The organism is Salinivibrio sp. IB643 (assembly GCF_001996105.1).
GTDB lineage: Bacteria > Pseudomonadota > Gammaproteobacteria > Enterobacterales > Vibrionaceae > Salinivibrio > Salinivibrio costicola.
The window spans coordinates 1-23,273 of sequence record NZ_MUFF01000035.1 but is presented as its reverse complement, the minus strand read 5'-3'; the positions used below and the strand labels follow the sequence as shown (position 1 = coordinate 23,273).

Below are 23,273 nucleotides of genomic sequence, written 5' to 3'. Positions count from 1 at the left end.
CTATCATATGACGCAATCCAATTTTATAGATTAGTAATCGTTATCACTCCTTTTTACCCGTCATTCCGCACCTAATCATCTAATAAATTATGTGACTCTCCTCACGTATCGAATGACTAGATCATTCAATGGTGGCTACCCAAGTCGGTTTCTGATGTTGGTATTCGGTTACACTATCTCTCACTACTATCAGGAGGTTAAAGGTGACTCGTCATCATAAATCACATGCCTGTCTGCTAGTACCTCAAAGGCAGCAAGATTTTGCAATTGTCATGAACGTGTCGGTCTCTTCGGCAAAATAAATTCTAAAAATATCTGCGGAATCTCGGTTTTACATTTAACTGCCATTTATTTTTATGTTGCAAAACCAAAAATCTGTGTTAAGTATACGGTGCTTAACGCAACAGCAAGTTGATGATAGAAAACTCATTGACTAACATTAGCGTAATGAATCTTAGTTGTTTCATCTAGGCGTTAGGTTATAGCCCATTTAACTTTTCTTTTCTACTAAGGGGACAATATGCTGCTAGCAACACTTGCGATTATCGCTGGATTTGCGTTGTTGGTATGGAGTGCCGACCGATTTGTCGACGGCGCGGCTGCGAGTGCTCAGTACGCCAACGTGCCTCCTTTATTAATCGGCATGTTGGTGGTCGGGTTTGGCACATCCGCGCCAGAAATGGTGGTTTCGGCGATGGCCGCGATGGATGGCAACCCGGCGTTAGCGTTGGGCAATGCGATAGGCTCTAACATCGTCAATATCACCTTAATACTCGGGGTCACCACGCTGATCGCCCCGATTGCGGTGCATTCCACCATTGTCCGTAAAGAATTACCGATTCTTCTCGTCGTCACTTTGGCGGTTGGCGCCATGCTATGGAATTATGCCATTAGCTTTACCGAAGCCTTGATCTTAATCGGTGGATTTTTACTGCTGGTTGGATGGTCCATCAAACATGCTATGCAAACCAAAGACGATCCGCTCGCGCAGGAGGTGAATGCCGAGCTAACCAATCAACCACTTTCTCGAAAACAGGCGTTGATATGGCTGGTGATTGGCCTAGTGCTGCTGATTATTAGCTCGCGGATTTTGGTATGGGGCGCGGTTGAAATCGCGCAACAACTTGGCGTGAGTGATTTGATCGTTGGCCTAACCATCGTCGCCCTCGGCACTTCCCTCCCTGAATTGGCAGCGTCTATCATCGCCGCCCGCAAAGGCGAACATGATATCGCCGTGGGCAACGTGGTCGGCTCGAACATGTTCAATGCGCTGGCCGTGATTGGTATCGCCGGCCTTATCGAGCCCATTAACGAGATTGGTAGAGAAGTCTTCTGGCGAGATTGGATGGTGATGCTGGCTGTGACCGTATTGCTGATTTTGGTCTCTGTTCGCTTTGGCAAGACACGCGAAATTAACCGCGCGGAAGGGGTATTACTGCTCGCCTGCTATGTGGGTTACACCAGCATGCTGGTTTATGCGACGCACTCAGCTTAATGCTTAAAAGTAAAAGCGATTAAGAGCCAAACACCTGCTGATTTCACACATAGTTACACAACGGTGCGCTTTTGCGCTTTACATCAATCGCGACTAGATGAACACTGCGTGGCACAGTACAATGGCAGCTCATGTCGCGTAGAGTCAGTAAAATACTATGAGTAACACGACGGCGAAGAAGCCGAGTCCCCTGTTTGAAATCCTGTTCAACGTTTTTATCCCCTCGATCATCCTGATGAAGTTGAGCGGGGATGAATACCTAGGCACAGCCATGGCATTGGTCGTCGCTTTGGCGTTTCCTCTCATATACGGCGGGATGGATCTGGTCCGCCACCAGAAATTCAATTTTATCGCTGCACTTGGCTTTATCAGCGTGTTACTGACAGGCGGGATTGGCTTGTTGGAGCTAGATACGCGTTGGTTAGCCTTGAAAGAGGCGCTGATCCCGGGCCTCATCGGTTTAACCGTATTAGGCTCAACCTTTACCCGCTACCCACTGATGCAAAAGTTAATATTGAATGACACCGTGCTCAACCTCTCGTTGATTAATCAGCGTTTAAAAGAGAATGGTCAATCCTCGGCCTTTGAACGTTGTCTAATGCGGTCTAACTATCTATTCGCCAGCACCTTTGCGTTTTCATCAGCGATGAATTACTTCCTGGCGACTTGGATCGTGACCAGCCCTGCGGGCACGCCCGCCTTTAATGAAGAGCTGGGTAAGATGACGCTATACAGTTATCCGATGATTGCTATCCCTAGCATGTTGATGATGTTCGGTATTTTCTATTACATTTGGCGTCAGGTACGCGCGATGACATCGCTAGAAACAGAGCAAATCTTCCACCTCAAATAACAACTCTGACACGCCTTACTTTGCCCCCGACGCTGGGCGTTTCGGCTTCGCCTGGAACTGCTTAATGCTCTTTTTCGCATTCGTGCGTCGGTTGGCTTTCTTGTCGCGAGGAGCGCGTTTACTTTCCCCTATCGATGGTTTGTCTGTCACCGGGAAACCGTCCAGCGCTTGCACGGGCAATGCTCTTTGCGTGAGATGACGAATGGCGTTCAGTGCGTCCATTTCGCCATGACACACCAAAGACATGGCCACACCTTGTTCACCAGCACGAGCAGTGCGCCCCACGCGGTGAATATAGGTCTCGGCGTGCATGGGCAATTCAACATTAATCACCACCGGTAAGTGTTCAATGTGAATGCCACGCGCTAATAGATCGGTGGCGATCAACACGTTGATTTGGCCAGATTTGAATTGCGCCAGGGCTTGCTCTCGCTCGGTTTGAACTTTATTGCCATGCAGTGCACTGGCCGAGATGCCCGCTTTGTTGAGCTTTTTCGCCAAGCCATCGGCATTTTCTTTCGCTCCCACAAACACCAACACCTGCGGCCAAGCATGCTGCTTGATGCATTCAATCAAGGCTTTCGCTTTGCTGCCTTTGTTGACCAAGTAAAGTGTTTCTGTGACCTCTTGATTGGTGCTGTTTTCTTGATGCGCGGCGAGCTGTTTTGGCGCAACCATTAGCTGGTTGGCTTTTTGCTTGAGCGCATCGGAAAACGTCGCTGAAAACATCGCGGTTTGGCGTTTACGTGCAGTTTGCATCGCAATATTTTGCACATCCGGCCAAAACCCCATATCGAGCAAACGATCCGCTTCATCCAAAATAAGATAATGTACCGTGCTCAAATCCAAACCATTATTGGCTAAATCTACCAAGCGCCCTGTCGTCGCCACAAAAATGTTGGGATTGTACGCCAGTGCTTGTTGTTGCGCCGCTTTATCAACACCGCCACACAAGCAAATGGCACTGAGATCTAAGGCGCTACCCACTTGGTTGATCGCGTCACTGACCTGCATCGCCAGCTCACGCGTTGGCACTAAAATCAGCGCTTGATGCTGAGGGTTTGCGTTTAACGCTTCCAACAAAGGCAAACCGTAGGCAAGCGTTTTGCCGCTGCCGGTGTTTGCCAATGCCAAGACATCGTTACCCGCTAACAGCTCTGGGATCGCCAACGCTTGAATGGCCGTTGGTTGTTTAAACGTGTTGGGCAGCGCGTGAAGCAATTCAGAACACAAGGAGAGAGTAGAAAACGGCATGAACGAGACCTTTATTTAGCGGCAGCCAACATCACAAAGATGCGTGAAAACAGGGCGCGGACTGTACCACACTCTGCTCGATAACCCCGCCTATTTTAGACGCTCACACCGTACGTGTTACTTCCACCCTTGACGCCACTTCTCGTCACTTTTGAGCTCACGCCAGTCAATCGGATACTCTTTTTTCGACAGCACCGACTCGAGCACGCACAACACCACCACACCGTCTTCATCATACTCGACGTCGGAGACCAAAAAGTGCTTCTCGCGATGGATAGGTTTTACCGCCGTCCACTTGCTATTGCGTAATTTGGCTGGATTGATTTGATTCACGCTCACCCCGTTAGATATTGATTCGGTTAAAAATGACGATACCCAGTACGAACGTGGTTCGGTTTGGTTCAGTAGTTGGGGGTCGACTCGTGCGATTTCTTAGTGCGGTACTACTGCCCTCACCTGCCAACCCCTTCTGTACAAAAAACGCTCAAATGTGACGCAAATTATAATTCCGTATCGCAGTCAGAATTATTACTTGATTGCAACACCGAAAACATGAAAAGCTTACCACATGAAAAGCTTTTCACACCTTCAGAGAGTGTAGACATGAACGATAAAATAGCATCTAAGTTACTAGTTGCGCTGGGCGGTAAAGAGAACATCCGCGCAATGGAGCATTGTGCGACCCGCCTGCGTGTCGTCGTGAATGATGATGCCAAAGTAGATGAAAAAGCCGTCAAGAATACGTCTAGGGTCGCCGGTTATTTCCTGCAATCAGGACAGCATCAGGTGATTTTAGGCACTGGATTGGTGAACGTGGTTTTCGCCGAAATGAAGAATTTGGTAGACAAGGATTTGGAAGACACCAAAGGCGCTGTTTATGACAACATGAACCCGTTCCAGAAAGGCCTTCGCGCGCTAGCGGATGTATTCATTCCATTGATCCCGGTGTTAGTTGCGACCGGTCTATTCATGGGATTACGTGGCTTTGCTCAACAGTTGGGTATCACTCTGTCTCCTGATGTACTCGTCATGACACAAGTGGTGACAGACACCGTCTTTATTTTCCTACCAGCCCTAGTGGTTTGGTCCTCGTTCCAACGCTTTGGCGGTACACCAGTTATTGGTATGGTGCTGGGCCTCATGCTGATCGCCCCTATGCTGCCAAACGCCTGGGCCGTGGCTGCAGGGGATGCCGAGCCTCTCTCTTTCGGTATTTTTCAGGTTCAGGGTTTTCAGGGCACCATTATTCCGGCGCTAATCGTAGGTATTTTCAGTGCCAGCCTGGAGCGCTGGATCAAGTCATGGATGCCGTCTGTAGTGGCACTAGTGTTTACACCATTTCTCACCATCACCATTGGTATGCTGGCAGGCTTACTGATAATCGGCCCTATCTTCAACGTTGTTGAACATGGCGTCATGATCTCTTCAGAAACTATCGTGAACCTGCCGTTTGGTATCGGTGGTGCGATCTTCGGTGCCTTGCAGCAAGTGCTGACGGTGACTGGTCTACATCACAGCCTGCTGGTGGTAGAGCTGAACTTCCTGTCCACGCTGAAAGTGAACCCACTGAACGCACTGATCACCGCCTCAATGGCCGGTCAGGCTGGCGCAGCGATTGCTTATACCATGACGCTGAAAGACAAAAAGCAGAAAACGCTAAACTACTCTTCCATCGTGCCGTGCTTCTTTGGCATCACTGAACCGCTGCTGTTCGGTATCACGCTCACCAACAGCAAGGTGTTTGCCGCCGGTATGATCGGTGGTGCAATTGCAGGGGCATTCGCCACCATCATGCATATCGCGCCTTCAGTGATGGGTGTGACTTACTTGCCTGCGATCCCGGCTTATCTGGGCCATGGCTTGATGATGTATATCGCGATGATCGTCATCGGCATGTCCGCTTCCATGATCGCCACCCGAGTTCTTCTTAAAACCTCAAAAGCATAAAGAGTACATAGAAGCCCAGCAATGGGCTCTTAACGCCTATGAATTCACTACTAGCTCAAGCCAACATCGTTATGCGCCAGGCCACGCCGTCACCGGACGACCACTGGCGTCCGAAATTTCATATCACACCGCCTGCTGGTTTGCTGAATGATCCAAACGGGTTTATCCAGCTAAATGGCCAATACCACCTGTTTTTCCAGTGGCACCCTTTTGCTTGCCAACACGCAACCAAGTTTTGGGCGCACTGCACCAGCCAGGATCTGGTCAATTGGCAGCTCCACTCCACCGCGCTGGCACCAGATGCAGCTTACGATAAAAACGGCTGCTATTCCGGCAGTGCATTCGAGCTGAATAACGAGCTATATCTGTGCTACACCGGCAACCTGAAAGATGAAAACAACCAGCGCAAGTCGACCCAGTGTCTAGCGAAGGCTACCGACACTAAGCTCGAAAAATATGAAAAGTTGGGACCAGTCATCGCAGAGCAACCGCGAGGATATACCGCCCATTTCCGCGATCCGAAAGTCTGGCAGCAGGACGGACGCTGGTATTGCGTGTTGGGTGCACAAACGGACCAATTGACTGGGCAAATACTGCTTTACACCTCAGACGATGCCAAGCAGTGGACTTTTGCAGGGCCCATCGCGGGAGAAGGCATCAACAGCGTCAGTGATTTTGGCTACATGTTTGAATGTCCGGATCTGTTTTCACTGGATGGAAAAGATGTGCTAATCGGATGCCCTCAGGGCATAGCGCCGCGTGGCATGGATTTCCACAATCGCCACAACAATGGCTATTTTGTGGGCCAGCTGGATTATCGAAATGTCCAGTATCGCCATGGCGAGTTCCAACCTCTCGATCGTGGCTTTGAGTTTTACGCACCGCAAACCACGCAAGCGGAAGACGGTCGACGACTGCTCAGCGCCTGGATTGGGATCCCGGACGAAGATGACCAGCCTACTGTTCAACATAACTGGATTCATGCCTTGTCTTTAGTGAGAACTCTACATCTTATCGACGGTAAGGTTTACCAAAAGCCAGTAGACGCGCACAAAACGCTGCGCGTCAGCAAACAGCATTGGCCGGCGCAGCGATTAACGCCGGAGCGCGCTTTCAGTTTTGATAGCGATAACTGCTTTGAATTGAAAGTAAAAATCGAAGAGCTGGCAGGTTCCTTCTCGCTGAGGCTGGCGGAAGTAAATGGCGAGTATCTCGATATCACTTTCGACAACTATACCGCGTTATTCAAGGTGGTTCGCAGTCAAACAGCATACCGTAGTGGCAGCCGCGAGTGCGTGCTAAGCCGCACAGATACTCTCGACCTGCAGATATTCTTTGACCACTCGATTGTGGAGATTTTTGTCAACCAGGGTGAAGAAGTCTTCTCTTTGTGTGTTTTTCCATCCAAAGCGAAATCCAGCACGACGATGACGACCACAGGATCCTGTATAATCAGTCACCTTGTTAGATACGACTACTGAGAATAAGAACTCGACATATGCCAACCATCAAAGAAATTGCACAGCTAGCGGAAACGTCTACCTCCAGCGTATCTCGGGTCATTAATAGCTCTGGCTATGTTGGGAAAGCGGCGCGAGAGCGTATCCAGCGCGTGCTGGATGAAACCGGCTATCGTCCCAACGCGCTTGCAAAAGCCCTGCACTCCAAACGTAGTCAGACCATCGGTGTGATCCTGCCGAAAATCAACGCGACGTCATCCGGTGAAAATATTGCCGGCATTGATCACTACTATGCCGACAAGGGCTACTCCATCATCCTCGGCAACACCAACCACAATGTTGCGAAAGAGCTGGAGTTTCTGGATGTGTTCCGCGAGAAGCAGGTCGACGGCATCATTCTGGTGGCTACCGAGATCACGCCGGAGCATGAAGCAAAGTTTAAAACACTGAACCTGCCACTGGTAGTGATGGGGCAGTCCGCGACCGGTATCGCTCCCAGCGTGGTATTTGATGAAGCGGCAGCAGCGAAAGACATGGTCGATTATCTGATCTCAGAAAATCATCAGCGTATCGCCTACATTAGCGTGTCTGAAGCCGACATTTCCATTGGTCAGAAACGCAAACAAGGCTACCTTAATGCCTTGTCGTACCACAAGATGGAAGTGAACCCGCATTGGATAGCCATCGGCGACTTTTCCGTTACCAGCGGGTACACGGCGTGCCAAGCGATTTTTGATCATAGTCACATCAAGCCGGATTGCGTGTTTGCCGCTAACGACAAAATGGCCATTGGTGCCATCAACTACCTGCTTGAGCACCACTACCGCGTACCCGAGGATGTCAGTGTGTGTGGTGTGGGCGGCGGCATGCTGTCTGCTTACTACAACCCGAAAATCACCTCACTAGTCTATGACTTCAACGAGTCGGGACGTATTGCCGCGGAATTGCTGCATGGTTTTATTGACAAGTCAATGGAGGATCCAAAGAACCATGTTAGCTATGTGCCCTACTCCCTGGCCGTGCGGGAAAGCACCCAGAAAAAATAAACGTCGTCTCTTTTCTGATCAACCAAGATGCTATTTCCCCACTAACAATTAATAGGTAGCTAGACGGGTACGCACGGCTGGCGGAAGTGATGACCATACTCATCCGCCACATGCAATAATGCGACACAAATGAATTGAAATGCACAATAAATATTACAGTAGAAATATATGTGGCAAGATATAGTGCCTTGCATTGTGTCAAAATGCCTAACTATTATGACAGAGCGATTAAACATGACAAAAATTTGGGTAACCGGTGATGCGGTTGTTGATCTTATCCCGGACACAGAAAACTCCTACCTGAAGTGCCCAGGTGGCGCGCCTGCCAACGTGGCCGTCGCCATTTCTCGGTTGGGTGGCGATGCCGGGTTCTTTGGCCGTATCGGTAACGATCCTCTGGGGCGTTTTCTGGTGCACACACTGACAGAGGAGAAGGTCGATACTACAAAGCTGCATCTTGATGAGGAACACCGTACCTCTACCGTGGTTGTCGATCTGGATAGCAACGGCGAGCGCAGCTTCACCTTTATGGTAAAACCGAGTGCCGATCAGTTCACCACGGACGCCGATATCCCCGCTTTCACGGCCGATGAGTGGCTGCATACCTGCTCGATAGCCCTAGCCAATGACCCAAGCCGTAGCGCGACACTCGAAGCCATGCGCCGCATGAAAAAAGTTGGCGGCTTTGTCAGCTTTGACCCGAATCTTCGTGAGGAAGTGTGGTCGAACCAGGACGAAATAAAACCCGTTGTGCATGAAGCAATTACGCTGGCCGACGTGGTGAAATTTTCGGAAGAAGAACTGTTATTTTTGACAGATACCCTAACACTGGAAACCGGCATTGAAGCGCTCAAGGCATTCAATAACACCCTGGCGCTCATCACTCAGGGCGCTAAAGGCGCGTTGGTGATCTTTGGCGGTCAGCAGGCTATCGTTCCGAGCAAACCGGTGTCACCAGCCGATACCACAGGTGCGGGCGATGCCTTCGTAGGCGGTTTGCTGGCTAAACTGTCTCAGTCTGGCTCATGGCAAAATAACACGACCATCCAGGCTGCCGTGATCTGGGCCAACGGCTGTGGCGCGCTGGCAACCACCCAAAAAGGGGCGATGACCGCTCTGCCAACTCAACAAGCACTAGCGGACTTTCTTTCCGCATAGTCCGCGGATTCAACCGCGAGGTGCAACACTCTCGTCTGCAGCCTGGCATAACTTGTCAAAGATAACGCTAGGCTGCCTAAAACCAAGACATTTTCTTGGTCGAGCATTCAAACGGGCCACAGCTTGCATCACCTCTTCTTCAGTGATTTCACGCAGGTCAGTGCCCTTGGGAATATACTGCCTGAGCAGCCCGTTACTGTTTTCGTTTAAACCTCGCTCCCATGATGAATAAGGGCGAGCAAAGTAAATTTCTGTCTCTAATGCCTCGGCTATCGCCCACGGAAAACGCATGAACATCCCCGTCATGAAAGGCTTCCCACCACGGTCGCCAAGTACTCTTGGTCCATCGCGCACATCATTCGCTTGCGTTGAATGCCGGCTTTGAAACTCTTCTCTTGCTTTAATAAATTCAAAACCATTTGCCTTATTCGTGCAAAAACTTCAGCTCGGTCATCTACCCTAATTCGGCAGGCGTCTTCTTTTAATCCAACATCGAGTTGCCAGTGCATTGATTCAATTAACCAGTGCGAGCGAGTGGCATCATGAAGCTCTTTCGCTGTCAGTGCTTTTGAGCTTATATAATAGCGTACAGAAATATCGGATTCGTCGGCGTGTTTGCCTTCTTGTCGAACACTCACCATGATGCCCATCGTTTTTAGTTCAGGCCAATCATAAGCCAAATCACCTAATACACTTAAATCGGTATTGATGAGTGCACATCGTGTTTCTAAACGTCCATGCGATTTCTCTTGTGATGAGTAGCTATCGCCATCAAAATGTTTAAGCATTGAGGGGCGGTAATAATTATCAAACGCTTTATCTAACTTACCTTGGTTTCCTTTAACAGCGAGCAAACAATAGGAATTTTTATTAATGATTTTCTGTGCGATTTTTCGCTAACAACCCATGGCATATATAGTAATCAAACACCCAGAAATATAAAGCAATTCCAGCAGTTTAATTATTTCAGTAATCTCATTGGTTTTACTATTTACTTTTGATTGCCCGAGGCATACACCATTTGCGGTTGCGAACGCATTAACCATATCAATCGCAGCTTGGTCTGTTACTCGGTTATATGATCCCTCTCAGTGTTTTTCCATCAATGGCAACTACTTCGCCATCTGTTAATTCATGACACGATTTCATCCATTCTATGAAGGCTTTTTGTAATGCTTTTGTACTGATTGTTTCCATCACTCTTGCAATCGTATCTGCCGAGTGTGAGGTTTTACCTGATAAGCCAAATCGTAATAAAAAATCACTCTACTTACGTCCATAATCACTAATTCCTTTCCAGGTATCATGACCAGACAACACCGCACAGATCGTTATCAAAATAATATCTGATAACATATGTTCAACTTTTCCTTCTTGGCGAATGTCTCTAATGGAAACGAAATGCATAAATAGACTTTTATCTACTGTCATTTTTAATTTCCTAAACGTTAGGAGATCATTAAATCGCACTGAAAATGATCAACAAATTGATCCTTTTTTTCACTTATTTTAATTAATAAATATGGCATGACGCACGTTTTTTAGCCTTAAGTGGCAACTAAGTCATTAAATAGCTAGCCCAGGCATGGTGCGGATCTTCATGCGTTTTCCCTGGCATGCAGCCTCTCTCTGCTCGGGCATTCACTCTACCCCCAAGCGATAAGCTGTAACCATCCATCCACTCACCTCGCTACCGCCGATCAGTTGTCGGCACCTAACACGCCATTTATTGGCTACTTTGCGGGTTAGTGTATCAAGCGCTGTGTTGGTTTTCGTGCGCTATTGTCCAAAGTGTTAGCCAAGCCTTGTTTTGTTAGATTGGTCCCAAAAAGGCGAGTCGTAATCGCCTGATTCGGGTTTGAACGTTGCGAGTTATTTTGATTGAACGAGATTTTAGGTAGGAAGATGAGTGACTTTTGCTGACTGAATTGTTTCTTCAATCAGAGCTTCATATGTTGCTGCTTGTCCTGCGGGGAGTAATTGACGATGCATTTCTCGGCGCACGTTTGTATCAAATAAGCGTTCTGCCACCCATCCAGTTAGATAAAGTGCCGATAAACATCCACCAGCCGTGGCGATATTGCCATCAATCACTAACGGCTGGTCTTGCACTTCTGCGCCCATGGCTTCAAGGGTAGGTTTAGCATCGGGATGCGTGGTCAGTTGACGCCCGCCTAACAACCCTAATCGATACAAAATAAAGGAGCCCGCACAAATCGAGCCGATAAGTTGGTGATTGGGATTAAGCGATAGAGCTTTCATAAACGCATCGTCGTTTAATGCGGCAGGTACGCCTTTATAGCCACTGGTAATCAATACAACATCAGCTTCACTTGCTTCACTGAGTTCCCCATCTGTTGTTACCGAGAGCCCAAGCGTCGATATGTGTTCGGATTTGGTACCAAGTACGCGTACATTCCAATGTTGAGGGAGACGTCCAAAGATGTCGCGCATGAGAAAGAAATCGATGTCAGTAAACGCATCAAATAGCACAATCGCAACGGTATACATAATATCCTTTTACATTATAGCCATTTATTTCAATAAGATATCATGATTTACGATAAAAGGAGAGCAAACCACCGCATAACATGTATACGGTGGTGAGGATCATTTACCTTACCGCGCAAAGCGGGTGGCGTGGAAGGCGAGGTGTTCATCAATAAAAGTACTGATGAAAAAGTAGCTGTGGTCGTAGCCGGGTTGCATGCGCAAGGTGAGCGGGGAGTTGTGTGTCTCTGCCGCTTGTTTCAGGGCTTGCGGGTTAAGCTGCTCGGCCAAAAAGCCGTCTTTATCGCCTTGGTCCACCAGCATCGGCATGGCGGTGGGGCCTTGGGCGAGTAACACGGTGGCATCGTAGGCTTGCCATGTTTGTTCGTCATCGCCTAAATAAGCGCTAAAGGCCTGTTTGCCCCACGGGCAATCGGTGGGATGACAAATGGGGCTGAACGCGGAAATACTGCTGTAGCGTGAGGGATTACGCAAACCAATCACTAGCGCGCCGTGGCCGCCCATGCTGTGTCCGGCAATCGCGCGCTGGTTGTTGACCGCAAAGTGCGATTCAATCAGCTCGGGCAGCTCATTGGCGACGTAGTCGTACATCTGGTAGTGCGACTGCCACGGCGCTTGGGTGGCATTAACATAAAACCCCGCCCCTTGGCCGAGATCGTATTGATCGGAGTCCGCCACACCCTCGCCGCGCGGGCTGGTGTCCGGCGCCACAATCGCCATGCCCAAGGTGGCGGCTTGTTTAAACGCGCCGGCCTTTTGCATAAAGTTTTCGTCGGTGCAGGCCAGGCCCGAGAGCCAGTAGAGTACGGGCACCGGTTGGGTGTTGGCTTTCTCAGGCAGAAAGATCGCAAAGATCATTTTGCCGTTGGTGGCACTAGAGTCATGCTGCCAACGTTGGTGCCAACCGCCTGCGACTTTGTTTTCGCTTATTTTTTCTAGTTGCATGGTTATTTTACCGCCGCGTTGCCACGGCGGCCGTCCTGTTATTGGTCCATGTGGATCACGCTGCGAATGCTTTTGCCTTCGTGCATCAGTTCAAAGGCGCGGTTCACTTCATCAAGGCCCATGGTATAGCTGATAAATTCTTGCAGGCCAAACTCACCATCGAGGTAACGCTCAACAATGCCGGGCAGCTCTGAGCGGCCTTTTACGCCACCAAACGCCGAGCCTTTCCAAACACGCCCTGTCACCAGCTGGAATGGACGGGTTGAAATCTCTTGGCCGGCGCCGGCAACCCCAATGATCACTGACTCGCCCCAGCCTTTGTGGCAGCATTCTAGGGCTTGGCGCATCACATCGACATTACCGATACATTCAAACGAGTAATCGACCCCGCCGTCGGTCATCTCGACAATCACTTGCTGGATAGGTTGATCGTGATCGTTAGGATTAATCACATCGGTGGCGCCCAGCTGTTTGGCGAGGGTGAATTTGCTTTCATTGATATCAATGCCGATGATGCGGCTTGCGCCGGCCATACGAGCGCCGATGATGGCTGACAGGCCAATGCCGCCCAAACCGAAAATCGCTACGGTATCGCCTTTTTCTACTTTGGCGGTGTTCATCACTGCGCCCATGCCGGTGGTGACACCACAGCCAAGCAAGCAAACTTCTTCCAGCGGCGCGGCTTTGCTCACTTTCGCCAATGAGATCTCTGGCAATACCGTGTATTCCGAGAAAGTCGAGCAGCCCATGTAGTGGAAAATGGTCTCGCCGTTAATCGAAAAGCGCGAGGTGCCATCGGGCATCAGGCCTTTGCCTTGGGTTTCACGCACTGCGCCACATAGGTTGGTTTTGCCCGATAGACAGAATTTACACTCGCCACATTCGGCAGTGTAAAGCGGGATCACATGATCGCCCACTTCTACGCTGGTCACGCCCTCGCCGACCATTTCAACAATGCCGCCGCCTTCGTGGCCAAGAATAGAAGGAAATACCCCTTCAGGATCGTCACCCGATAGGGTAAAGGCATCGGTATGACACACGCCAGTAGCGACGATTCTTACAAGGACTTCACCTGGCTTAGGTAATTGAACGTCGACCTCTTCCATTTTCAGGGGTTCACCTGGCCCCCATGCGACCGCGGCTTTTGATTTGATATGCGTTTGTCCCGGCTTGATTGTTAGTGCCATTGGAGAATCCTTTTTGTTCACGATTACGACCTAACTATGCTAACTAAGTTAGTTTTAGTTATAATCTGGCAAAATTGAAAATCATTATTTCACTGTCGTAATAATATGTGTCAGTGAATATAGACAGGGTAGACGGTAATGGCACCCCATTGGGAAGGATTAAACGAATTTTTATCGGTAGCCGAGCATGGCAGCTTTACCCAAGCGGCTAATAAATTGGACATCACGGTGGTGTCGGTAAGTCGTCGGGTGGCTGCGCTTGAGGCGTATTTGGGAGTGAAGCTGTTTCATCGCACCACCCGCAAAGTGTCACTCACCGACGAAGGTGAGCTCTATTATCAACGCTGCCGCCCACTGCTCGCGGCCTTGGTCGATGCTGAGCAAACCATTACTCAATCGCAAGCGCTTCCTTCTGGGCTGGTCCGCGTCACTGCGCCGGTGAACTTTGGTGAGCAATATATTGCCCCTTTACTTGCGCCATTTTTAACCGCTTACCCGCAAGTGTCGATCGATTTACACCTGACTAACCGACGCGTAGATCTCACCGATACCGGCACCGATGTGGCAATTCGTATTGGTCACTTACCCGACTCGAGCCTTAAGGCAAAACGGTTGGGATCGCGCCAATTAACCATTTGTGCCAGCCCTGGCTATTTAGCCGCTCATGGCTCTCCTGACTCACCCAGTGCACTCAGTCGCCATACCTGTTTGGTGGGCTCAAATGAACATTGGCATTATCAAAGCAGCGGTAAAATTCGCACACTGACCGTATCGGGAAAGTTACGCTGTAACTCTGGTGTAGCCTTACTCGATGCGGCTAAGCATGATCTAGGCTTGGCGCAGCTGCCCCATTATTATGTGCAGGCAGCATTGGCAAACGGCGAACTGGTTGAGGTATTAACGGATTATCGGGTAGACGATGAAGGTATTTGGGCGCTCTACCCCAGCGGACGCCAGTTACAGCCCAAGGTAGCCGCGTGGTTAGAGTTTCTTGCCGACCACCTGCCCGACCACCAGCTGCGTACAAGCACGTCTGCATCAATGGGCGCACGATAGAAAAATCGCCAGCACGGGGCTGGCGATTGTTGTACGCGCTCATTCAAAGATGAATTAATGACGCGACGCCCGCAAGGTACCTGTTGTCGGTTTAATTGCCGAGATTTTAAAGGCGCCGACATGCTGGTCGAGCGTTTGTGCCAGACCGGCTAAGTCTTGACTGCTGGCCTCTAGACTATGGCTATCTTCCAAACCGGCTTGTGCCGCTTGGTTAACATTATCCATGTTGACGTTGATTTCATTCGCCACGCTCGATTGCTCTTCGGTCGCGGTCGCAACATGGGTGTTCATATCTAAGATAGTGCTTACCTGCGTGGCAATGCTTTCTAGTGCTGTCAGTGCTTGCTCAGTGGCACGGTTACCCTCGGTGGTCAATGCCTTGCTGGTATCCATAGCATCAACGGCATTTTTCGCTTCTTGCTGAAGCTGATCAATGGTCGATTGAATTTCTTCGGTCGATTGTGCGGTTTTAGTCGCTAGGCTGCGCACTTCATCGGCGACCACCGCAAAGCCACGTCCAGCCTCACCAGCACGTGCCGCTTCAATCGCTGCGTTCAAGGCAAGCAAGTTAGTTTGCTCAGAGATCCCGCGAATCACATCCAGAATCGAGACAATCGACTGAGTTCGCTCGGCCAACGAGGTGATCACCGTTGACATGTTATCCATCTCAGTGTCGAGTTGGTTAATCGTCGCGGTTGCCTCGGTCAGGGTTTGCTTGCCGGCTTCGGTTTCGCTATTCGCCGATGAGGCCGAGTCCGCCGCGCTAGACGCACTTTGCGAGATCTCATTAATGGTGGCGATCATTTCGTTCATTGAGGTGACCACCAACAAGGCTTGCTCGCTTTGTGACTCACCGCGCTTTAATGACTGCGCTGCTTTATCGCGCAATGATCCCGCCGAGCGGCCAAGCTCTTCACCGGTTTCGACCACGTTAGCGATGATTTGGTCGATTTTATCCACAAAGGTGTTAAACGCCTCTGAGATGCGAGTGATCTCGTTATTGCCGGCCACGGGCAAGCGCACGGTGAGGTCACCATCGCCTTTCGAGATATCTGCCAGCGCATGTTCTAATCCATTAAGCGGCGCGAATAAACGGCCAAGTAGCCACACTAGCACCAAGGTACAGCCGATAAAAATCAAGCCAATCGCGGTAAGCTGGGCGATGGCGATACCGTTAGCAGCGCTGTCTACCTCCGTGATTGGGATACCAACATCAAATGCACCCCACAGGCGGCCATCGACATAAACCGGCATCATAATGTCGTACACCCATACATCTTGCACATCGGCGTACCAGCGCGAATGCTGGGGCTGACCCTGGCCGGCACCGGCGACGGTATAATTATCGCTGTACACCTTATCAATTTTCTGTCTATCGCTATGGGCAATGGCTTTGATGTTTTTATCAATCATCACTGCGTAGCTGATGTCGTCTCGACCTTTAAGATCGGACACCATGTCTTGCAGATCAGCGGTAGGCGTGGAGGAGTTTTCTAAGATGTATTCCGCTCGGTCGGCAAGTAGCTCTGCCTGTGCTTGCGAACGCTTGAGAATAATGTTGTCAATCTCGTCATGCGAGATAAAGGTGGTTGCGGTGATGCTTGCAATGGCCGCAACGGCAAACATGGCGCATACTACGATTAAGATGAGTTTTTTCACTACGCTGCCTTTTAAATGATGGGGAAGGAATAAAGCCGTCACAACCGGCGCGTAATGTGCCGAAAAATTCAGTGGCGAATAAGATGAGAGACGGCTGACTTCCTCTCTGTACATAATTGTTAACCAGGATCATAGCGGTAGGTCATAGGTTAAACAAGTGATGCTTCGCAAAAGTGAAATTGGGCTGAGAGGTTAGCCGCAAAAATCATGATTATTAGTTGACTAAAGCGAAGCATGTTCGTGCCCAACATAAGCGGCAGTTAAGTGACGCCAAACCGCGTTGCGGGGAAGTAATTAAGTAATTTATGCACGATAAAGCAAAGCATCAAGGTGAGTACAATGGCGACTAAGTTGCTGCTGACGCGATATAAGGCATCATACATGAAGTCTTGGTTGGGGCTTAAGTATTGCCCGAATAAGATCCCGAGCGTTGCCATGGCCCCAAACCCCACGCCTGAGCCACCGGCCTCTTTTAAATGCGCTTTAGCAAACAACATGGTGCCCATCCAAAGCAGCGGGATCACCAAGATAAGCACGTTAAACCAATCATATAAAATGACTTGGCAGCCTACCCCATACACCACGCCCAACACAGTACCAATCGCCCGTTTACGCGCATAACTGAGCGAGCCGTTCCAATGCATCGGGAACAGTAATAACACGGTGGTGGCTTGTGCTGAAATCGAATCGCGCAAATCAAACAGCTGAAAGATAAAAAACGAGACCGTCGCCAACGTCGCGCCCATGAGTGCTTCATGCCGCATCCGATGGGATTGTTTTCCCTCTGCGGGTGCAGCAGGCGGCTGGCGCGGCGTGACATCAGGAATTAACCAGGTGACGAGATACGCCACTGCGACCGATAACACATTCGCGCCCAGGTTACCGAAGATTAAGGTATTAATCGGTAAATCGGGATAACTCGCAAAATGAAGCATGATGCTAAGGCTTAACACGCTGTTGGCACCAAAAAGAAAAAAACGCCCTTTTGACATGCAGGCAAATTTGTAGGTGAACAACAAGAATACCAAAGGCGTCATTAACCCTGGATGCGCGCCAAATAATCCGCCCAGCAGTCCAACTTCTAACCCACTGATCACCGCTGAGGCCAAAAGCTGACGCGCGGCACGGCCATTGATCACCGGGACAAGGCCGAGCAGCAACATTGGAGTGACGGTAAAAAACACCCCAAAGCTGCAGTCGAAAAACTTACAAATCGCGAATCCTAAGGTCGCGCCAGTGGCTATGCGCGCACATTGGCGTACATCATTATCGCTTAACGGGTGATGCCATAAATTCATTGCACTCGCTCTTAGTAGATGTAATGCAGCATACTCAGAAAGCCCACTTGTGCTTTTGCGAGCAGACCGCTTATCCCATGGTCAGGCACCAGTTGTACCGTGGCGCGAGCACCCGTGGGGAGGGCATGAGATGGCCATTCATCAAGTTGAATGTGCAGACGCATACGCTGTGCATCGCGTACCCATCGGTTCGAATTGGTGGGTGAGGCTAACTGGCCATTAGCATCGATTTGTCCCGCACTGACCCCCGCATCAACACTGGTAACATGACCGGCATATAAAGCGCCGGGCTCACTGTCAAACGCCACTAGCGCGGTATAACCTGCTTCAATGTTGCGCACACTTTTCTCACGAAAATCGGCAATCACTTGTGCACGTTCTGACACCAATGCCATGATTGGCTGGCCGGCACTGGCATAGGCGCCCACGTCTAATTGCAGGTTGGTCACTACGCCGTCATGGCTGGCTTTTACGGTGGTATACGATTGATTCAATTGCGCTTTCTTTAACTTGCTCAATGCCACTTGTTCGGCAATATTACTGGCACCATCACCGCCCCGTTGAATTTGAAGCGCACTGACACGCGCTTTGGCCGCTTCCCATTTGGCGCGTGCAGTATCGGTCGCGCTAATCGCATCGTCACGCTGCTGCTGCGACACACCATTTTTAGCAAATAGAGCTTTTAATCGAGTTGCTTCGCGTGCTTTTTGTGCCAATACCGACGCGAGCGCCGAGACATCTTGGCGCGCGGCCATCAAGGAGGCATCGAGCTGAGCATTGCTTTGTCTGGCCTGGGCAAGTGCGAGCTTTGCTTGGTCGACGGCAATACGGTAAGGCGCGCTTTCAATCCGAAACAGCACATCACCTTGGTGAACGTCTTGGTTGTTGTCGACCGCCAGCGCGCTGACTGGGCCACTCACTTGTGGTGCCACTTTGGTGACGGTGCGTGTCACCATCGCATGAGGCGTGAGTGGCATCGTATTATCTGCGATTAAAAAATAACCGAAAAGGATCAGAAAACTGAGCGCCGCTATTTTTACCCAGCGAGAAAATTTTTCATCCGGTGTCATTCGTGCTTATTACCTTTACTTATCTACATCATGATTGATTAGTGTTGCACTGGAAAGTATCGCGCTGAACAGCGTCGCCCTAACAAGAACGAGGTATCGCCTTGCTTTTTATTCATCTTGAGAAGACGTTACGTAATCGAGTGCGTTTTGATTGATGGTGACCAATACACGCTCTAAAGCCTCAAAATCTTCAGCGGCGATACTAGACAACAAATGTTTGCGTACCCGCAACACCCGCGCTTCGATACGCGACATTAATTCACAACCACTGTCGGTGACATGGACGGTTCGGGTGCGTTTATCTTCGGGTAAGCAGCGCCGTGTGATCAGCCCTTGTTCCTCAAGGTGCTTTAACGTGCGCATTAACGAGCCCAGCTCAATCTCTAACGCTTGCGCCAACTCACTTTGGCTGATGCCATCGCCCAATCGACGTAACATCCACAGCGCACTCCAGCGCGGATAACTGAGCCCAAGTGGTTCAAGCTCGGAATCGGCTACGCGTCGCCATAGTCGTGCGGTCCGTCCTAGATGTTCAGCTATCGACATATGTTCTGGATGTGAAGCGGTCATGCGATCTCTCCCTCAATCGTGCGGATTACTTAGCCTGCTAAGTAATAGAGAACAAGCAATATAAAATAGTTAGCAGGCTAAGTAAATATAAAGGTGATATAGATCACATAAAAATCGAAGAAGTTCGGCTTCGTGCTTGCTCGCTGAGACCGAACAACTCTGATAACCTAATCATCGTCATCTTTCTGTTTATAAAGGCATTACCATGCAAGATCTTTATGATCGTTATATCCGTTATCGCAGTCACCGTGTTGAGGTCCCACTGGATCACAGTGACGCCAATAGTACGCCGATCACTATTTTTGCTCGTGAAGTGGTTGATACACGCCATCACGAAGCAGATCTGCCGTGGTTGGTGTATTTCCAAGGTGGGCCAGGCATGGAGTCTCCCCGCCCCAACGGCGCCACAGGTTGGCTAAAACGCGCATTAGAGGATTATCGCGTGTTGTTGCTCGACCAACGCGGCACGGGATTAAGCGCGCCGGTAAACCACCAAACGCTTGCCCATCTCACACCTGCCGAGCAAGCAGCGTATCTGAGCCATTTTCGCGCCGACAGCATCGTGAAAGACGCCGAGTGTTTACGCGAGGCGTTAGGCATCAAGCAATGGGCGATCCTCGGGCAAAGCTTTGGTGGGTTCTGTGCCCTCACCTATTTGTCGTTCTTTCCGCAGTCCTTGTCTCGCGCGTTTGTCACCGGTGGGATCCCGCCGCTCAAGGGACACGCCGATGCGGTGTATCAAAAAACCTATCAGCGTGTGGAAGACAAGAACCAGCAGTTTTTCGCCCAATTCCCCGACGCACAAGCCCGCTGTCACGAGATTGCCCAGTACTTGCAAAACAATACGGTGACGCTGCCAAACGGTCAGCCGTTTACCGTTGAGCAATTTCAAACGCTGGGACTGAATCTCGGTCGCGGCCATGCCGGGCTGCCGCTGTATTACTTACTAGAACGAGCCTTTATAGAGGTAAATGATGAGCGTACCTTAAGCTATCCGTTCTTAACTGCGATGCAGGCTGACCAAGGGTATTTAACCAACCCGTTTTACGCTATTTTGCATGAATCGATTTACTGCCAGCAGCAGGCGTCGCAGTGGTCAGCCCATCGGGTGCGCGATCAATTCCCGCAGTTCCACTATCAGCCCGATCAGCCGTTCCGTTTTACCGGCGAAATGGTGTATCCGTGGATGTTTGATCAACTGGCTACCCTTAAACCGCTCAAAGACGCTGCCATGTTACTGGCAGAAAAGAGCGATTGGCCGGCGCTGTATAATCTGGATGCGCTGAAATGCAATACGGTGCCGCTCGCCTGTGCCACCTATGTGGATGACATGTTTGTCGAGTTCGATTATTCCCGTCAAACCTTGGCGCAGATTGCCAACAGCCAAGCGTGGATGACTAACGAATACGAGCACAATGGCATTGGCGTTGATGGTGAGCGGATTTTAAGCCGTTTGATTGAGATCGGCGATCATATTGCCGCAACCCAAGCGCCTGGTCGCGGTTGATTCGCACCGCTGCGGCCAATGGTGTCGCAGCGGACATTTTGTCCCTAACAAACTGTGATCTAATTCAAATCAATTATTCAGGGACTGGGAGGTGGTACGCTATCACTCAATACGGACTCCCCCAGTGAAACGTCTGAAAATATGCCCTTATCGTTATCGCCGCCCCGTATCGCTTACTCCAGTGATTTTTATCTTGGCTAGCCGAATAATTAGACACCGGTCAAGCGCTTGCATGTTAGGTGAATTGGCGTAGTATAAATGCGTTCTCTCGGGGAACAGGACGTTCCCAGCACGGTGTCGGCGCAAGAATGAGTGCCCCCATACATCGTCATTTTTCTTTTCAAACTTTGCGTTCACATAGATGAAAATTGTAAGTAAAACAGGCAAGAAAAGAGCCATCTTTTATAAATCTAGCGTTTTCTTTGATAAATTATGGTCACGCGACAAAACGCCCGTTTCTATTCTTTTGCTCGCCGTTGTCATCGGCTTTTTAGGCGGCGTTGTTGTCACCCTTTTCGAACTCGCGATTCATACCCTCTCTCAGTCAAGAACTGACTGGCTAGACAGCAACATTAGCTCAATGATTCCATTGGGATTACTCGCTTTTATTATCAGCGCCGGCCTGGCCTTAATGGGTTATTGGCTTGTCCATCGATTTGCGCCCGAGGCCGCGGGTTCAGGGATCCCTGAGGTGGAAGGCGCGATGGAAGGCATTCGACCTACGCGGTGGTGGCGGGTAATCCCAGTGAAATTTTTTGGCGGTTTAGGTGCGCTAGGCTCAGGGATGATCCTCGGACGAGAAGGTCCTAGTGTGCAAATCGGTGCCAATATTGGTCGCATGGTCACCGATACTTTTCGCATCAAAGACAGAAACAGTAACCAAACACTGCTTGCATCCGGGGCTGCCGCCGGTCTCGCCGCGGCGTTTAATGCCCCCCTTGCGGCGATCATGTTCGTGGTTGAGGAAATGCGACCTCAGTTTCGCTATACCTTGATCTCGATAAAAGCAGTGATCATTGCCGCCATCATGGCCGATATCGTTTTTCGCTATATCAATGGCCAAGAGGCAGTGATAGTTCTGCCCCAGTACGAGACACCACCACTTGCCTCTTTATGGTTCTTTCTCGCACTAGGTTGTTGTTTTGGCGTGTTTGGCGTGTTGTTTAATTTTTTGATTATGCGGTGTCAGGACTTTTTCCAACGTTTTTATCAAAAAAGTCAAAAACGAATCTGGCTAGTAGGGGCCACGCTAGGCGGTTTCTTTGGCTTATTGCTGGTCTATGCCCCAGAGCTGACCCATGGCGGCATTAACGTAGTGCCAGATTTTGTTAGCTTAAACTATTCCATCAGTGCGCTGCTGTTTATCTTTATGGCGCGTACGCTGCTGACGGTGATTTGTTTTAGCTCCGGCGCACCGGGCGGCATTTTCGCCCCCATGCTTGCCCTTGGCACCTTGTTAGGGACGGTTTATGGGTTAGTGGTTGCCAATATGTATCCTGAGATGGGCATAGAACCGGGGATGTTCGCGATTGCGGGCATGGGCGCTTTGTTCGCCGCGACCGTACGCGCGCCTATCACGGGGATTTTGTTGGTGATTGAGATGACCAATAACTACTATCTGATTTTGCCGCTGATTATTACCACCCTCGGCGCCACCCTTGTTGCACAATTACTTGGCGGCCAACCGATTTATACCGAGCTATTACGTCGCAAAGTGCGCGAGCAAAAGCTGCGGGTTGAGAAATCAGCAGAGTCATGATCGCGGCTAATTGAAAATGGCGGTGCGCTCGCCGCGGTAGTGTTCAGAATTCTGTGTCATTTCGTTAGACTGTATCAAAAAGGAATGACACATGACCAAACCAACATTCGATATGGATACCGCCTTACAAGCTTTGCGTGAAGGTAAAGACCTCACCGGCAAAGACGGTATCATTCATGTGTCCAACGGTACCATCAATGCCGTGACTGATAAGCTATTGCCTGAGCTTCAGGCTTGGCGTGAGCGGCAATTAGAAGCGGTCTATCCGATTGTCTGGCTCGATGCCATTCACTATAAAATCAAAGAGAACGGGCGCTTTATCACTAAAGCGGTGTACACCATTCTCGGCCTCAACGTTGAAGGGAAAAAAGAGCTGCTGGGCCTTTACCTGTCAGAGTCTGAAGGTGCCCATCACTGGCTCAGCGTGCTGACCGACCTGCACAACCGTGGCTCTTATTGCGTGCGTTGATGGCCTTAAGGGCCTCCCTGCAGCGATTG

Annotated in this window: 18 protein-coding genes and 3 pseudogenes; 10 read left to right on the top strand and 11 right to left on the bottom strand. The window is 50.0% G+C overall.

The annotated features are described in order from the left end of the window. Positions 1-520 precede the first annotated feature (520 nt). Positions 521-1,495: a calcium/sodium antiporter gene (locus BZG77_RS12900; protein WP_077647537.1), complete on the top strand. Its 975-nt coding sequence runs from the start codon at positions 521-523 to the stop codon at positions 1,493-1,495. A 157-nt stretch (positions 1,496-1,652) separates the two neighbouring features. Next, positions 1,653-2,348 (top strand): VC0807 family protein, encoded by a 696-nt coding sequence (locus tag BZG77_RS12895; protein WP_077647536.1) that lies wholly within the window; start codon positions 1,653-1,655, stop codon positions 2,346-2,348. 15 nt (positions 2,349-2,363) lie between these two features. Here BZG77_RS12895 and BZG77_RS12890 read toward each other — a convergent pair whose 3' ends face one another. Both BZG77_RS12890 and BZG77_RS12885 read right to left on the bottom strand, forming a co-directional pair. Beyond that, the gene (locus BZG77_RS12890; protein WP_077647535.1) at positions 2,364-3,602 is read right to left on the bottom strand and encodes a DEAD/DEAH box helicase; all 1,239 of its coding nucleotides are present in this window, start codon (positions 3,600-3,602) and stop codon (positions 2,364-2,366) included. 117 nt (positions 3,603-3,719) lie between these two features. Continuing rightward, positions 3,720-3,935 carry a TIGR02450 family Trp-rich protein gene (locus BZG77_RS12885; RefSeq protein WP_077647534.1) on the bottom strand — a complete coding sequence of 72 codons (216 nt, stop codon included), beginning with the start codon at positions 3,933-3,935 and terminating at the stop codon, positions 3,720-3,722. A gap of 270 nt (positions 3,936-4,205) precedes the next feature. Here BZG77_RS12885 and BZG77_RS12880 point away from each other — a divergent pair, with 270 nt between their 5' ends. The 4 genes from BZG77_RS12880 (at position 4,206) to BZG77_RS12865 (ending at position 9,213) form a co-directional block, all read left to right on the top strand. Continuing rightward, on the top strand, positions 4,206-5,549 hold the full coding sequence (locus BZG77_RS12880) for a PTS transporter subunit EIIC (RefSeq protein WP_077647533.1): 1,344 nt from the start codon (positions 4,206-4,208) through the stop codon (positions 5,547-5,549). 71 nt (positions 5,550-5,620) lie between these two features. After that, positions 5,621-7,030 (top strand): glycoside hydrolase family 32 protein, encoded by a 1,410-nt coding sequence (locus BZG77_RS12875; RefSeq protein ID WP_158011448.1) that lies wholly within the window; start codon positions 5,621-5,623, stop codon positions 7,028-7,030. Positions 7,031-7,047: 17 nt separating this feature from the next. Continuing rightward, complete coding sequence (locus BZG77_RS12870; RefSeq protein ID WP_077647531.1) at positions 7,048-8,055, top strand: LacI family DNA-binding transcriptional regulator; 1,008 nt, start codon at positions 7,048-7,050, stop codon at positions 8,053-8,055. Between the two features lie 234 nt (positions 8,056-8,289). Further along, positions 8,290-9,213: an aminoimidazole riboside kinase gene (locus tag BZG77_RS12865; RefSeq protein WP_077647530.1), complete on the top strand. Its 924-nt coding sequence runs from the start codon at positions 8,290-8,292 to the stop codon at positions 9,211-9,213. 9 nt (positions 9,214-9,222) lie between these two features. On the opposite strand, the pseudogene BZG77_RS12860 reads toward BZG77_RS12865, so the two are convergent. From BZG77_RS12860 to BZG77_RS12840, 5 genes and pseudogenes are all read right to left on the bottom strand, one after another. Further along, a pseudogene (locus BZG77_RS12860) lies at positions 9,223-9,486 on the bottom strand (IS30 family transposase); the annotation flags it as partial. Between the two features lie 29 nt (positions 9,487-9,515). After that, a pseudogene (locus tag BZG77_RS12855) lies at positions 9,516-10,644 on the bottom strand (ISAs1 family transposase). A 462-nt stretch (positions 10,645-11,106) separates the two neighbouring features. Further along, on the bottom strand, positions 11,107-11,724 hold the full coding sequence (locus BZG77_RS12850; protein WP_077647529.1) for a DJ-1/PfpI family protein: 618 nt from the start codon (positions 11,722-11,724) through the stop codon (positions 11,107-11,109). Positions 11,725-11,832: 108 nt separating this feature from the next. Then, complete coding sequence (gene fghA, locus BZG77_RS12845) at positions 11,833-12,669, bottom strand: S-formylglutathione hydrolase (protein ID WP_077647528.1); 837 nt, start codon at positions 12,667-12,669, stop codon at positions 11,833-11,835. A 38-nt stretch (positions 12,670-12,707) separates the two neighbouring features. Beyond that, the gene (locus tag BZG77_RS12840) at positions 12,708-13,856 is read right to left on the bottom strand and encodes an S-(hydroxymethyl)glutathione dehydrogenase/class III alcohol dehydrogenase (protein ID WP_077577350.1); all 1,149 of its coding nucleotides are present in this window, start codon (positions 13,854-13,856) and stop codon (positions 12,708-12,710) included. A gap of 138 nt (positions 13,857-13,994) precedes the next feature. Between BZG77_RS12840 and BZG77_RS12835 the strand changes: the two genes are divergently transcribed. Continuing rightward, positions 13,995-14,912 (top strand): LysR family transcriptional regulator, encoded by a 918-nt coding sequence (locus BZG77_RS12835; protein WP_077647527.1) that lies wholly within the window; start codon positions 13,995-13,997, stop codon positions 14,910-14,912. A 54-nt stretch (positions 14,913-14,966) separates the two neighbouring features. Here BZG77_RS12835 and BZG77_RS12830 read toward each other — a convergent pair whose 3' ends face one another. The 4 genes from BZG77_RS12830 to BZG77_RS12815 all read right to left on the bottom strand — a co-directional run bounded on the left by BZG77_RS12830 (position 14,967) and on the right by BZG77_RS12815 (position 19,509). Beyond that, positions 14,967-16,571: a methyl-accepting chemotaxis protein gene (locus BZG77_RS12830; protein ID WP_077647526.1), complete on the bottom strand. Its 1,605-nt coding sequence runs from the start codon at positions 16,569-16,571 to the stop codon at positions 14,967-14,969. 260 nt (positions 16,572-16,831) lie between these two features. Continuing rightward, entirely contained in the window at positions 16,832-17,869 is a 1,038-nt protein-coding gene (locus BZG77_RS12825) for a DUF2955 domain-containing protein (RefSeq protein ID WP_077647525.1), read from the bottom strand. 11 nt (positions 17,870-17,880) lie between these two features. Further along, complete coding sequence (locus BZG77_RS12820; RefSeq protein WP_077647524.1) at positions 17,881-18,939, bottom strand: HlyD family secretion protein; 1,059 nt, start codon at positions 18,937-18,939, stop codon at positions 17,881-17,883. Between the two features lie 108 nt (positions 18,940-19,047). Next, on the bottom strand, positions 19,048-19,509 hold the full coding sequence (locus tag BZG77_RS12815; RefSeq protein WP_077647523.1) for a MarR family winged helix-turn-helix transcriptional regulator: 462 nt from the start codon (positions 19,507-19,509) through the stop codon (positions 19,048-19,050). A 205-nt stretch (positions 19,510-19,714) separates the two neighbouring features. Between BZG77_RS12815 and BZG77_RS12810 the strand changes: the two genes are divergently transcribed. The 3 genes and pseudogenes from BZG77_RS12810 to BZG77_RS12800 form a co-directional block, all read left to right on the top strand. Then, on the top strand, positions 19,715-21,016 hold the full coding sequence (locus tag BZG77_RS12810; RefSeq protein ID WP_077647522.1) for an alpha/beta fold hydrolase: 1,302 nt from the start codon (positions 19,715-19,717) through the stop codon (positions 21,014-21,016). Between the two features lie 361 nt (positions 21,017-21,377). Beyond that, positions 21,378-22,775, top strand: coding sequence for a H(+)/Cl(-) exchange transporter ClcA (gene clcA / locus BZG77_RS12805; protein ID WP_077647521.1), 1,398 nt, complete (start codon positions 21,378-21,380; stop codon positions 22,773-22,775). Positions 22,776-22,866: 91 nt separating this feature from the next. Further along, positions 22,867-23,273, top strand: a pseudogene (locus BZG77_RS12800) (transposase); the annotation flags it as partial.